The sequence below is a fragment of the Rectinema subterraneum genome, from assembly GCA_009768935.1.
Classification (GTDB): Bacteria; Spirochaetota; Spirochaetia; order Treponematales; family Rectinemataceae; genus Rectinema; species Rectinema subterraneum.
Genome location: WESA01000007.1, coordinates 37,667 through 50,349 on the forward strand (window position 1 = coordinate 37,667; position 12,683 = coordinate 50,349).

Annotated in this window: 12 protein-coding genes; 6 read left to right on the forward strand and 6 right to left on the reverse strand. The window is 48.1% G+C overall.

Annotated elements, in window-relative coordinates:
* Window positions 1-16: 16 nt before the first annotated feature.
* The 4 genes from GAP13_RS03505 to GAP13_RS03520 form a co-directional block, all read right to left on the reverse strand.
* Window positions 17-991, reverse strand: a complete 975-nt coding sequence (locus GAP13_RS03505) for an ABC transporter permease (protein WP_222126135.1) — start codon at window positions 989-991, stop codon at window positions 17-19.
* A gap of 52 nt (window positions 992-1,043) precedes the next feature.
* A complete protein-coding gene (locus GAP13_RS03510) occupies window positions 1,044-2,030 on the reverse strand; it encodes an ABC transporter permease (protein ID WP_158906239.1) in 987 nt (328 codons plus the stop codon).
* Window positions 2,031-2,051: 21 nt separating this feature from the next.
* A complete protein-coding gene (locus tag GAP13_RS03515; RefSeq protein ID WP_158906241.1) occupies window positions 2,052-3,551 on the reverse strand; it encodes a sugar ABC transporter ATP-binding protein in 1,500 nt (499 codons plus the stop codon).
* 100 nt (window positions 3,552-3,651) lie between these two features.
* Complete coding sequence (locus tag GAP13_RS03520; RefSeq protein ID WP_158906243.1) at window positions 3,652-4,653, reverse strand: autoinducer 2 ABC transporter substrate-binding protein; 1,002 nt, start codon at window positions 4,651-4,653, stop codon at window positions 3,652-3,654.
* A 361-nt stretch (window positions 4,654-5,014) separates the two neighbouring features.
* Here GAP13_RS03520 and GAP13_RS03525 point away from each other — a divergent pair, with 361 nt between their 5' ends.
* The 4 genes from GAP13_RS03525 (at window position 5,015) to GAP13_RS03540 (ending at window position 9,743) form a co-directional block, all read left to right on the forward strand.
* Window positions 5,015-6,046 carry a LacI family DNA-binding transcriptional regulator gene (locus tag GAP13_RS03525; RefSeq protein ID WP_158906245.1) on the forward strand — a complete coding sequence of 344 codons (1,032 nt, stop codon included), beginning with the start codon at window positions 5,015-5,017 and terminating at the stop codon, window positions 6,044-6,046.
* A 31-nt stretch (window positions 6,047-6,077) separates the two neighbouring features.
* Window positions 6,078-7,052, forward strand: a complete 975-nt coding sequence (locus GAP13_RS03530) for a sugar phosphate isomerase/epimerase family protein (protein ID WP_158906247.1) — start codon at window positions 6,078-6,080, stop codon at window positions 7,050-7,052.
* Window positions 7,053-7,169: 117 nt separating this feature from the next.
* Window positions 7,170-8,036, forward strand: a complete 867-nt coding sequence (locus GAP13_RS03535; protein WP_158906249.1) for a D-psicose 3-epimerase — start codon at window positions 7,170-7,172, stop codon at window positions 8,034-8,036.
* Between the two features lie 57 nt (window positions 8,037-8,093).
* The gene (locus GAP13_RS03540; RefSeq protein WP_158906251.1) at window positions 8,094-9,743 is read left to right on the forward strand and encodes a xylulokinase; all 1,650 of its coding nucleotides are present in this window, start codon (window positions 8,094-8,096) and stop codon (window positions 9,741-9,743) included.
* Window positions 9,744-9,769: 26 nt separating this feature from the next.
* Here GAP13_RS03540 and GAP13_RS03545 read toward each other — a convergent pair whose 3' ends face one another.
* Entirely contained in the window at window positions 9,770-10,870 is a 1,101-nt protein-coding gene (locus tag GAP13_RS03545) for an NAD-dependent epimerase/dehydratase family protein (protein WP_158906253.1), read from the reverse strand.
* A gap of 60 nt (window positions 10,871-10,930) precedes the next feature.
* Between GAP13_RS03545 and GAP13_RS03550 the strand changes: the two genes are divergently transcribed.
* A complete protein-coding gene (locus tag GAP13_RS03550) occupies window positions 10,931-11,533 on the forward strand; it encodes a phosphatase domain-containing protein (protein WP_158906255.1) in 603 nt (200 codons plus the stop codon).
* 82 nt (window positions 11,534-11,615) lie between these two features.
* On the opposite strand, the gene GAP13_RS03555 is transcribed toward GAP13_RS03550, so the two are convergent.
* The gene (locus GAP13_RS03555) at window positions 11,616-12,311 is read right to left on the reverse strand and encodes an outer membrane beta-barrel protein (protein WP_158906256.1); all 696 of its coding nucleotides are present in this window, start codon (window positions 12,309-12,311) and stop codon (window positions 11,616-11,618) included.
* Between the two features lie 148 nt (window positions 12,312-12,459).
* On the opposite strand from GAP13_RS03555, the gene GAP13_RS03560 reads away from it, so the two are divergent.
* Window positions 12,460-12,663 (forward strand): hypothetical protein, encoded by a 204-nt coding sequence (locus GAP13_RS03560; protein WP_158906258.1) that lies wholly within the window; start codon window positions 12,460-12,462, stop codon window positions 12,661-12,663.
* Window positions 12,664-12,683: the final 20 nt, after the last annotated feature.

Genomic DNA, 12,683 nt, shown 5'->3' on the forward strand with positions numbered 1-12,683 from the left:
AATCCTCCTTGTGATATTATTTGCTCGATTTTATTCGTTTATTCTGAAAATAATTGATTCCCATTATAAGCAAAAGAAACATACCCCATGTAAATTCGGTAGCAAAATTGCTGAATCGGAGCATATTGAAGCCGCTCGATAGAAACTGAAGAGACAAAACTGCAATAGACAGGCCTATTACAGACCCGAATCCACCGGCCGGGTTCACACCGCCTAATACAGCGACAAGAACAGCCTGCAGCACATATGAAGAACCATAATCAGCCTTTGCTGAATTTGTTCTCGCTGTCATGACAATTCCAGCAATACTAGCGAGAACACCTGTCAGCGCATAGCTTTTCATGAGAATGCTCTTCACCTTGATTCCGGAAAAAACGGAAGCCTTGATATTTGTGCCTATCAGATACAGCCGAATTCCGAAACTTGATTTTTGAAGTAGAAAAAATAGAACAATCGCGCATGCTAGAAATACAAGAAAAGGAATGGGGAAGATAAAAAGCTTGCTGTTGCCGATTTTCAGGAATATTTCGGGGAATCCTGGCACAGCGTAACCTTTTGTTATTACTATTGCTATACCTGTCAAAATCTGGGATGTCCCGAGTGTAGCGAGAATAGCCGGTATTCCTACATGCGCAATAAGGAAACCATTTATCAAGCCGCTAATCAAACCTGTAAGAAGCGAAATTAAAAGCGCAAAAGCAACAAAAAGCACAATCTGATTGTTCGCAGCATTTTGCGGCATCATCTTTGTAAGGATGAGCCCCATCAAAATGCTTGCCATATTTGCAATAGAGACAATTGAAAGATCGATTCCTCCGGAAAGCATTGCAATCATCATGCCAAGCGAAATGATGCCGAGCTCTGGGAATTGATAGGCCATTGACTCAATATTGAGCAGAGTCAGAAATTTCCCGGGGTTCAGCAATGCCATAATAATAAAGACTACTATTGCTATAAGGAGAAGCTGCAAAATCGAGCGATCTGCAGCCATATATCTTCTTTTGCCAGATAACAGCTTTCCATCCATTGGTTTGCCCCATCCCTTATGAAATTTCAAGTTTAGCAAATTTTTCTCTCAATGCTGATGCTGCAGTAGATACAACAATGATTAGCCCGATAACGACTTTCTGCCAGTATGATGGAACACCAATAATGATGAGACTGTTTTCGATCAGTACGGTAAAAGCGACGCCAAGCAAAGTACCATATACTGTCCCTTTCCCGCCTGTGATACTTGCGCCTCCCAATACCACCGAAGCGATGACAATGAGCTCCGTCCCGACGATGTCAAAAGGATTCGCATTTCTCATGAAAACAGAATGCAGAACACCAGCAATCCCGCTCAAAAAGCCCATAAAGCAGTATATGAAATACTGAATGGCTTTTATATTGAATCCTGCTCTTTCGGTCGATACGGGATCACCTCCAAGAGCATATACGCCTCTTCCCAGCATTGTATATCTGAGAATGAACCAGACTATTATTGTTACCGCAATCAACATAATAATGGCACTTGGAAGAGTGACTATCTTTCCGGAAGCATCAGTAAATTTGGCGATATACGATCTCGAATAGGCAATCAGGGAAGCCGGCAGGTTATTGATAATCTTTACCCCGATAAAAGCCAGCATGAAGCCCCGTATCGCGCTAGATGTACCAAGCGAAACAATCAAAGCCGGGAGTTTCATCCCTGCCACAAAACTTGCATTTATGCTTCCCAAAAGCAAACCGATGAGCCCACCGATTGCAAATGCAAGCAGGAGTCCTCCTTCAGGGAAGAGCGCTAACATTATCTTGCTGGTTGTATACATTGCAAAGGCGCTTATTGCAGTAAATGAAATATCAACATTCCCGGATATTATGACTATCAGCACCCCAAGCGCCAGAATTCCTCTTATGATCATGCTTTTCAAAAGGCTGAATATATTGCCGATAGAAAAGAAAGCCGGATTGATTGCACCTATGAGTATTACTACAAGGAAAAATACGATTGTGACAACAAATTCATGTTGCTGAAGCAATTTCTTCATATCTTCCGCCTTATTTCACAATTAATCCAGGTTATTGAGAATATTTGAAATTGCTTTTTCTTCAATTTCGTCCCCTTCGAGAGTGCGAATGATTTTGCCTTTATGCATTACAAGTATCCTGCTGCAGGTCTGCACAAGCTCAGGGATATCATCAGAAATGATCATTATGCCCAGACCTTCTTTGGCCAATTCTTTCAATTTTTCGAGAATATCGGTTTTTGATCCTATATCCACTCCTACAGTAGGCCCATTCAGAATAATCAGTTTCGCTTTGGTACTTAGCCATCGCGCAAGCACGACTCTTTGCTGATTACCGCCGGACAATGTCTGAACAGGTCGAAGTGGATCGTCAGCATTGATATTCAGATCTTTTATCAAGCTGGCAGCTATGCTGTCCGCTTCTGAAACATTGATCAGGCCCAAGGCTTTCTTGATACTGTCAAGAATCCCGACATATATATTCCGCGATATTGACTGCTTCATGAAAAGACCTTCATTAAGCCTGTCTTCAGGTACATATGCAATGCCATTCCGCATCGCATCCTGTATCGATTTAATATGGATCTTTTGGCCATTGATATGGATTTCTCCCTTATCAGCTGGAGAATACCCAAACAGAGCCAAGGCTAGTTCCGTGCGACCGGAACCCAGAAGACCTGTTATGCCCAGCACTTCTCCTTTATAGAGATCGAAATTGATGTCATCGAAGAATCCGTCACTTGAAAGGTTCGTTACTGACAGAATTGGCTTTTCGTCGCCGGATTTTTTTTCACTTATGAATTTATTGGAACTTACATTCCTTCCCGTCATATAGTAGGTAATCTTCGTTTCATCGAACTCTTCGACATTCCCTTCTATAACTTTTTGGCCGTTTCGGAGAATTGTGAGCCGCTCGCTTATATCCAGCACTTCCCTTAATTTATGGCTGACAAAAAGAGTTGATATGCCCTTTTCTTGCATGCTTTTGATAATTTTAAAAAGCCGCTCGACTTCTTTCTGGGTAAGGGCTGTCGTTGGCTCATCCATTATAACAAGCTTTGCATCCTGCATGAGAGCTCTGGAAATGGCAACAAGCTGCTTGTCAGCGACAGGAAGATTTTCCACTAATCTGTTGAGATCCAGATCAACATTAATGAGCTGAAGCGCTTTTTCTGCAGTTTCTTTTACTTGCTTCCAGCTGACCAACTTTTTTCTCATCTCGAGCTGGCTATTCAGTGCCAGATTTTCAGCTACTGTCAAATTCGGAAAAAGAGAAAAGTCCTGGTATATAACCTGAATTCCTTCATGAATAGCGTCTATTGGATGTAAGTGATGGTATTTTTTGTTGTCAATAATGATCTGACCAGAATCCGGCTTTTCAACTCCTGCAATGACTTTGATCAGCGTTGATTTTCCAGATCCGTTCTCGCCTGCAAGACAATGAATCTCGCCTTTTTTTATCTTCAATGAGACATCGTTCAAGGCATGGACACCCGCAAAACTCTTGTCGATGTTTTCCACCGCAAGGAACACTTGTTCCATTGTATTCTCACTCTCGATCAATATTTATTCGTGCATAGTCAATAACCATCCGACAATATGCATTGCCGGATGGTTATTAATTAAGCTCAGTCTCTGACGATCAGAAATTATACTGGTTCATGTTCGCAGGAGTGACATCAACCCAGGCCTGTCCATAGAAGACTTTCGGATTCTGCGGATCGCGTTTGATCTTCTCGTAACCTTTAACGCCAAGATTCATGCCATCGGTTATTTTCCCCCCAGTGAGCAGGGTTAATGCCATTTTATTCATCACATAGCCTGCATCGGCTGGATCCCAGAAGAAAATCATTTTCACCGCGCCGGATTTCAGATACTGTCCAGAGCTGGAAACAAGGCTTGTGCCAACAACAGACACCTTATTCTGCAAGCCCGCTTCCTCGACTGCAAGGCCAGCACCTGGGGCAGTGGTCGAAGCCGAGCCAAGAATACCTTTAAGATTCGGGTATTTGGTAAGCAGTTCCTTTGTCTTCTGGTAGGCGATATTCTGGTCGTCATACTCTTCGTTGCGGCGGGAAACAAGCTTCATCTTTGGATATTTCTCTTTCTGACGAGCTTCAGCACCATCCATCCACTGGTTATGAGACTTCGAGGTAAGGCTTCCAACGAAGTTAGCATATTCGCCCTCATAATTCATGAATTTGGCGAGATTATCCATCATGTGTGCGCCATATTCTTCGTTCACGAATGCCTCGATATCGTAGTCGATATTCTGCTGGTTGGTCGCCTCATGACTGATAACGATAATGCCCGCATCTCGTGCTTTCTTCAGGACAGGCTCAAGCGCTTCAGGAGAGAACGGCACGACACAGATGGCATCTACTTTCTGAGCGATCAATCCTTCGATGATCTTGACCTGCTCTGCTGCATCAGCTTTTGCTGGCCCAAGGAGGAATGTCGTATTACCGGTATCTTTTCCGAATTTGACAACACCCTCTCTCATCCTGTCGAACCATGCGATGCCATCCACTTTGACAACTGTGGCAATTGTGAATTTTTTGCTTGCAGTTGTCGCTGTCTGAGCAGACACCAGCCCGACTACCATCATAGCAAGCAACATCCCAAGAAGAATTCTGCGTTTCATTAAAACCTCCTTAAAGTTTTAATAAGTACAGATATTATCTACCCGGCTTTTGAAAGTTGTCAAGATATATTTTTAGTATTTTTATTCGCCATGCTTTTCATGAAGTTCAATAGTAAATACTTTATATAATCTAACCAATATAATTACTATTTTATTTTAATACCGATTATAAGCAGAGATCGTCTTCTTGGCAGCTAAGACATTGGCGTCTTTTGATGCCTCAAGAGGAATCGCTGGGTTTCCCTGTACAGCAATGCTTCGACAGACAAAAACAGGGCAATTAAATTCAATTAAAATTTTTAAATTAAATTTGACAGCAATTGAATTATAGGATACAATATCACAAGGATAAATCAGAATTATGGCAGGAACTTTACAGGATATCGCTGACGCAGCAGGTGTTTCAATTGCAACTGTTTCTCTTGTGCTCAACGGCAAAGAGGGTATATCGGCGGAAACACGCCAGAAAGTAATGCAAGCTGCAGAGGCTCTCAATTACAGACCAAAAAAGCATCAGAGCCTCATGTCTGCCAATTCAAGAAATACTATCCAGTTCCTTAAAATCGCGATGCATGGGCATACAGTGAACCGTGACCATAATGTTTTCATCTCTGATTATATAGATGGAATGTTTCGGGAAGCCCAGCGCCAAGGTTACAAATTGGAAATAGCCAACATAAAGGGAGAATCGATAGACTATATTATCGATTCTCTGATTTCCAGGAAACCGGAAGGCGCTATTCTTCTCGGAACTGAATTTTCCCAGAACGATGTCATTGCTCTGAAGAGCATCGATTTCTGTCCAATCGTTGTTCTGGATACCTATTTCGATTACCTGGACCTCAATTTTGTGGACATGAACAACAGCGATGCTGTCTATAAAATCATTGAATACCTGGTATCATGCGGCTTCAGGAAAATTGGATTTATAAACAGCAATGTCCAGACGAGAAATTTTTATCTCAGAAAGCAGGCTTTTATAGGCTCGATGCAGGTGCTTGGCCAGAAAGTCGATGAAAATTATATTGTCGATGTGGATTCCACATTCAATGGCGCTTATAAAGATATGATGGTGCACCTATCAAGAGGAATCAAATTGCCGGAATGTTATTTTTGCGCGAACGATATTATGAGTTATGGTTGCATAAAAGCATTCAAGGAAAATGGCATCAGGATTCCGGAGGATCTATCTATTGTCGGCTTCGACAATCTGCCAATGAGCGCTTCAATGGATCCGCCATTGACTACTATAGATGTCTCCAAGCAGAAAATGGGGCATTTTGCGGTCACACTTCTTGATGAGCTGATTCAGTCCCCTGAAAGGAAAAATTCTGTAAAAATTCTTGTCGGCTCGGACCTGATAATAAGAAAAAGTGTCGCACCCAAAATATAAGAGAATTTTTGTATAATGAGGGAGGAATGAAATGCCACGCTATTCAGTGATTCTAGGAAATCTCGGAAATACATGCGATCGTTTTCTTTCCACCGGATACAAAAATCAGCCATCCAAAGAAATCATGATCCGACAGGCCTCGGAAATCGAGGGAGTCGAAGGTATCGAACTCGTGGGCAGCTGGGATATTGATGAACACAATGCGGATCAAATTGGAGATCTTCTCGGCAAATATAATCTTTCCTGCGTATCCATCATTCCTGATCTGTTTTCCCAGAAAAAATGGGGAACTGGTTCGATTGCATCGAAAGACCCTGACATCAGAGCCCAAGCTATGGATTACCTCTTTTCGATATGCGAAATTTCGAGAAAAATAGGTTGCAGCTTGATAAATATCTGGCCAGGACAGGATGGTTACGATTATTGTCTTCAGGCAAATTATTTGGCTGAAAGGCAGATTATCATAGAAAATATTAAAAAACTGGCGTTTTTCTATCCTGATCTGCGATTTTCGCTTGAATACAAATTGAAAGAACCAAGAACCCACTCATTTCTTGCAAGAGCCTCCGATACGCTCCTTGTAGCCATGGCTACAGAATTGCCCAACGTTGGCGTTACCATCGATACTGGCCATGCGCTGTTTGCCTATGAAAACATGGCCGAATCAGCAGTGATGCTCGACATGTCCGGCAAAAAACTTTTCCATCTTCATTTCAATGACAACTACCGATATTGGGATGATGACATGATTGTCGGCTCTGTTCATCTTGTCGAATACGTCGAACTTCTGTATTGGCTCAAAAAAATAGACTACAATGGCTGGTATTCGATGGATCAATATCCCTATAGGGAAGATGGCAAACATGCTATCGAAGAAAGCGTGAAATTTATCCAGGCTATTGAAAGAAAACTCACCCCATCAGCGATGAAGGAAATTGATAACCTGCTGGCAGAGGGAAAGGCTGTTGAATCTCAGAAATGGTTCAGAGAATTCATTTTTAGCTAGACTCCCTTAAAGAATAAATTGGAGATTGCCTCGCTGACGCGAAACTCGGTTTGAGCAGCATGCTGGCTCGCAGCATATTATATTGACCAGCCCCCGCTTGGCTTGTAGTCTTTCCTCATGCGCAAAATCGGCATCTACTATGCCTTCTGGACAAGGGAATGGGATGTAGATTTCTTCCCGTTCATCCAGAAAGTCAAATCCTTGGGTTTCGATCAGCTGGAAATCAATGGCGGAACTTTCGCCGAGATGTCTGCAGCTGAGCAGAAGCGCTTGGTGGACGAAGCCAAGCGATGTGGCATCGTGCTTTCCTATGGCATTGGGCTTACTGCGAATCACGATGTTTCTTCGCTTGATGAATCGGTCAGGCAGAGCGGCGTTCGTTTCATGCAGCAAATGATCGAAGCTGTGGGCGAGGCTGGCGGCGGCATGATCGGCGGCACGGTTCACAGTGCATGGCCCAGCACGCTCCCCGAAGGTACCACCAACAAGCGCCCGTATCTGGAACAGAGCAAAAAGAGCATGCGGGAGCTTGTAAAGGTCGCCGAAGACAACGGAGTTATCCTGAATGTGGAGGTTATAAATCGATTCGAGCAGTATTTGCTCAATACATGCGAGGAAGCGCTCGCCTATGTTGAGGATATTCAGAGCCCGGCCTGTCGGATCCTGCTCGATACCTTCCATATGAATATTGAAGAGGATTCCATCGGCGGGGCCATACGCAAAGCAGGCCGCCATCTTGCAGCTCTTCATCTGGGTGAGACGAACCGGAAACCGCCCGGGCTCGGCCGCATGCCGTGGAAAGAGATTCGCGAACCTCTCGATTCGATTCATTTCGATGGGCCGCTTGTAATGGAACCTTTCATAACCAAAGGCGGGCAAGTCGGTCGTGATATTGCTATCTGGCGCGATCTCATACCGAATCCGGATTATGACAGGCTCGCGCGCGATGCCGCGGCTTTTGTGCGCAAGACGCTCTGCGAATAGCGGCGATAGCAACAATAGCAACGGCCGCGCGCGTCGAAAAAACCAGGAGTAATCACCATGTCCCAAACCTGCGCCCCCCTTCACATCGGCATCGACCTCGGAACGGGCTCGCTCAAGCTCTCGGCCTATGCAGGGGAGAGGGCTTTTTCCGCGAGCTGCGGGTACGACATTTTTTCGCCTGAGCCGGGCATTGCGGAGACTGATCCGGAAGCGTGGATCGCAGCGCTCAAAACCGCCTGGCTGGCGGTTTGCGCGCAGCTTCAGAATGCGGGGCTCCCGATCGAGCTGGCATCGATTGGTTTATCTGCGCAGATGCACGGGTTTGTGCCAATTTCGGAGACAGGAGCGGCGCTGCATAATGCAATCCTGTGGGCGGATTTGCGTGGCGCGGCATATGCCGGGCTCTATTCGAGCCTGCTTGCCGGTTCTTTTGACAGGCTGATGAATGCGCCGGCGGCGGGTCTCACGGCTTTGATTCTTCTGTGGATGAAGCACCACGAGCCCGAGCTCTATGCCAAAACGCACTATATTCTTTTCCCGAAAGACTATCTGCGTTTCCGGCTCACTGGGGATATTGCGACTGATCCCGGGGATGCGAGCGCGAGCCTTCTGTACGATTTTCGCACCTGCAGATGGGCGGAGGATGCGATCGAGGCTCTGGGCATGGACCATTCGAAGCTCCCAGTAATTCGCGACAGTTTCAGCCCGGGCGGAGTTGTGACCGGTAAGGCTTCGCGCGAAACGGGTCTGCCTGAGGGAGTACTCGTCGCAACTGGTTCAGCGGACAAGGCTTGCGAGATCTATGGCTCGGGGTTCTTCGGGGAGTATTTCAGAGAGTTGGCGCTTGCTGGCAGCCCGGATATGGGGATAATGAGTCGTCAGGCCCCAGCCCGCGGCAAATTCCTCAATTCGGCGCCGCTCCGCGGCACAGGCATGAATTCCGCGCTCAGCCGCGAAGACATGCATTCGGCGCCCTTCCGCGGCCACGACTCCGACTGGCAATCGCCGAAAGCCGCTCAAGTGAGCATAGGGACAGGTATTCAAGTGGTCATCCCAGTGCGCGGGCTGGCGCCCTACGAGCCGGGGCTCAATTTTTTCGAGAGCTGCGTGCCCAGCGTGCGCTACCGCATGGCAGCCATGCTGAATGGTGGACTCGCGCTCGAATGGGTGCTGTCGATGCTGAATGCAGACTGGGAGTCGCTCTATCGGGCCATGGATGAAGGAAAGACGCGCCTGCCCCAGGATCTTTTGTTCCTTCCGTATCTTACCGGCGAACGCAGCCCTTACCAGAACCCGGATGCGCGGGGCGCGTGGATCGGCCTTGGCCTTCACCACACACGAAACGACCTTTTGTCAGCGGCTTTGCTCGGTGTTGCATGTACGATACGATTGGGCATGGAAAGCTTGGGAGTTGCGCCTGACGCATCGGTCTATTGTGTAGGCGGCAGTACGCGATTCAAAACATGGATGAATATCGTCTCCGAGGTGACGGGGCGAGCGCTTTTCGTAACCGACCAGCCTGATGCATCAGTGCGCGGAGCCGCCGCGATCGGGCGCGCCGCGGCAGAAACAGGCGCTTTCGATGCCCGGCGCCTGCCAGCCCCCCTCGAGACGACCAGGATCGAAGCCGAGAGCCCTGCTTGGATCGAGCATTATTATTCGCGCTTCAAATCGAGCTATGAGGCGCTGTTTGGCGGGCACGAGTAAATATTTTGTAATATTACTGAGCAACATTATTGAGCACAAAGCTGCCAACGCTCCAGAATCGCATCCATATCTGCGTTCATCGCTTTATCGGGCACTTTGAGGTCGGGATGTGCATCGAACCAAGCAAGCGAACGGTGGATGCCCTCCGTAAAACTGATTCGCGGCGCAAATTCCGGCACGAAACGGCGAATTTTTGAGTTGTCGAACAGCACGCTTACCGCCTTATCGCCCAAAAGCCCTGCGCCGCGCTCCGGCAGCACTTTCGCAATAAAATCCGAAGGAATATGGACAATCTTCGGCTGGACGCCGAGCGCCTCACCGATAATAGAATGAATCGCATCCCAGGTGAGATGTTCGTCCGACGTGATATGGAAAGCCTGGCCAAGCGCCTCGCGTTTGCCCAGCAGACCCACAAGCCCGACCGCAAAATCCGATGCATGCGTCAGCGTCCAGAGCGACTGCCCATCCCCCGGCACAACCACCTCGAGCCCATTCAGCATTCTCCATGCCAGGCCATAACTTGCCGAACCAAAACACCCCGGAATCCAGCCGTTATCGTAGGTATGGGAAGGCCGCACAATGGTATAGGGGAATGAGCGCTGCTCGGCTTCGCTGAATACCGCATCTTCGTCGCGCGCCTTTTCTTTGATAATACGCACTTTTTCTTCGGTACGCGCTGTTTCTTCGCCGTTCCCTGTATGCGACGCCGCACCGCTGCCTGCCAGCACCCACTCGCACGCAATTTTCAGCCTCGAGTACTCCCAGAAGGGATTTTCGAGCGGCGTATCCTCGGTAATCACGGGCGTCAGGGAAGGCTTTCGATATGCAGAGCACGTGCTGATAAGCACATATTGATCAGTAATCCCGTCGAAGATCTCTATATCTGCCTTCACGTGTTCGGGTCTGAATGCCAGAAACTGCACGACACTGTCGAATCTGAGCCCGCGGAGGGCTGCTTTGACAGCCTGCGTATCGCGAATATCTGCTTTCAGAGTACGCACGCCCGGCTTTTCGCGCTCTGGATGCGTGCCTCTATTGAGATGAAATACTTCGTAGCCTCGCCCGAGGGCTTCGTCCGTACACGCCGAGGAAATATTGCCGGTTCCACCGATAAAGAGCACTTTCATGAATGAGCCTCTCTGTAGAGAAAAACTTCATCGAATGCAAAACCCTGCTATAATAGTACAATGATTTTTTCTGAACTCAAAATCCCCGGCTCGTCCGGGATCATTGGTATGGCGAGCTGTCCGGGCAGGTGGACCCAGCTGGCCGCAAAATCATCAATGAAGGCAGCTGCTCTGCTGGGTCCACAGCTAGCGGCTCAAGCTGCCCCTTCAATTGCCCCGCAACCAGCGCCGCCAGACGAACAAACGCACGATTACCTTGTGCGCGACCTTGCTATTATCGAGGCGTGGGGCGCGGAAATCCTTGTGAGCCTCATTGAGCCGAGCGAGTATGTGCTTGCAGGGGTCGAGCGCTTGCCAGAGCTTGTCCCTATTGGAATTCGCCATATCGAGCTGCCGATTGCTGATTTTTCGGTGCCTGATAATCGCTGGGAGAACGCATGGGAGCGCGAGGGCGCGCTGGTCCGCTCGGCACTGCGCCGCGGCGGCAAGGTTTGCATTCACTGCATGGGCGGGTATGGCAGGACAGGAATGGTTGCCGCGCGCCTTCTTATCGAATTCGGTGTGGAGCCTGAGGAAGCTATTGCTCGAGTTCGCTCAGCCCGGCCCGGCGCAATCGAAATGCCGCAGCAGGAGGCGTGGGTGCTGAAATTACGCGCTCAATAGAAAAGAATGTCAGGTTCTCGCAGAGGCACACCATATGCCGTGCAAGCGCGTCCATCGTTTATTTGTCAGGCGCGCCTTCTGTTCATTTGATATAGAATCTTCCTACAAGGAACAGGTATCCCTTTTCTTTATAAAAATTTAGATCACCAATGTCCTTGAATACAGTAACCGGCGTATCCTCGCGCACCACATAGCCCGCCCCGATTGAGAGTGAATCACCAAGGAACACATCGAAGCCGACGCGCGCAGTGAAACCTTGTCCGATGCGGCCCACGACCGCGGCACTCCCGTAGTGCGTCTTGAGATAATCTGTAAACGCCGTATCCTGATTTGTCGACGGAAAATGGAAATAGAACGCAGGCCCTAGCCCCAAGTACGGGCGCACAATGCCCAAAGGCGCCATGAGGTTAATCGAGAGCGGCGCATAAATGAATGACTCATAATATTTCCAATTTGCTTTATCCCCGCTTGCACTCTGAAGCCCCGCCCACGACGATGGACCTTCATTGAACATTCCGCTGCCCGGGCCGTAGTAGGAATCACCCAAATACAGAACATCCGTGCTGACCCCGAGCCACGGTTTGACTGCATAGCTGACTGTGACGCCATATAGCATGTCCCCGACGGCAAAGTTCGCTATGGTGTCGGTCAGGTTGGGACTGATAGCCATAAAACCTATGCCTGCTTCGCCCTGGACTTTCTGGGCAAGAACAGGCGAGACAGCCAATAGGCATACAACAGCGAGAAATAAAGATCGAATGGCGGCTTTTTGCCTCATATGTCCCCTCCTGAATGCTAAATTCATAAATAATTCTAGTGCTTGGATTGAGCGAAATCAACGAATATTTCAATTTTGTTCCAGATGAAGACCCCGCGGCAGCGCTCCCGATCTTAAATCAGGCTCAAAAATGCGCTAATCTATTCCCATGACCGAAAACCAGTTCAAAGAAAGCGCCGCCGGCTGGCAAAATGAATTCAGCGCCAGCATCACCATCATAGCCAGCGACTTCACCATTCTTTACATGAACGACAAATCTGCCGCCGTCAACGCAAAGTGGGGCGGCAAAGCGCTCATCGGAAAGGACGTGCGCGCGTGCCAGCAAGGAAGGAACGAGCGCCGCGTGCATTGATATAGCCTAGCAGCGCTCAC

Excerpts from the sequence above, each read along its gene's own strand:
- GAP13_RS03505 (WP_222126135.1), bottom strand. The coding sequence starts at position 991 with ATGGCTGCAGATCGCTCGATTTTGCAGCTTCTCCTTATAGCAATAGTA.
- GAP13_RS03510 (WP_158906239.1), bottom strand. The coding sequence starts at position 2,030 with ATGAAGAAATTGCTTCAGCAACATGAATTTGTTGTCACAATCGTATTT.
- GAP13_RS03515 (WP_158906241.1), bottom strand. The coding sequence starts at position 3,551 with ATGGAACAAGTGTTCCTTGCGGTGGAAAACATCGACAAGAGTTTTGCG.
- GAP13_RS03520 (WP_158906243.1), bottom strand. The coding sequence starts at position 4,653 with ATGAAACGCAGAATTCTTCTTGGGATGTTGCTTGCTATGATGGTAGTC.
- GAP13_RS03525 (WP_158906245.1), top strand. The coding sequence starts at position 5,015 with ATGGCAGGAACTTTACAGGATATCGCTGACGCAGCAGGTGTTTCAATT.
- GAP13_RS03530 (WP_158906247.1), top strand. The coding sequence starts at position 6,078 with ATGCCACGCTATTCAGTGATTCTAGGAAATCTCGGAAATACATGCGAT.
- GAP13_RS03535 (WP_158906249.1), top strand. The coding sequence starts at position 7,170 with ATGCGCAAAATCGGCATCTACTATGCCTTCTGGACAAGGGAATGGGAT.
- GAP13_RS03540 (WP_158906251.1), top strand. The coding sequence starts at position 8,094 with ATGTCCCAAACCTGCGCCCCCCTTCACATCGGCATCGACCTCGGAACG.
- GAP13_RS03545 (WP_158906253.1), bottom strand. The coding sequence starts at position 10,870 with ATGAAAGTGCTCTTTATCGGTGGAACCGGCAATATTTCCTCGGCGTGT.
- GAP13_RS03550 (WP_158906255.1), top strand. The coding sequence starts at position 10,931 with ATGATTTTTTCTGAACTCAAAATCCCCGGCTCGTCCGGGATCATTGGT.
- GAP13_RS03555 (WP_158906256.1), bottom strand. The coding sequence starts at position 12,311 with ATGAGGCAAAAAGCCGCCATTCGATCTTTATTTCTCGCTGTTGTATGC.
- GAP13_RS03560 (WP_158906258.1), top strand. The coding sequence starts at position 12,460 with ATGACCGAAAACCAGTTCAAAGAAAGCGCCGCCGGCTGGCAAAATGAA.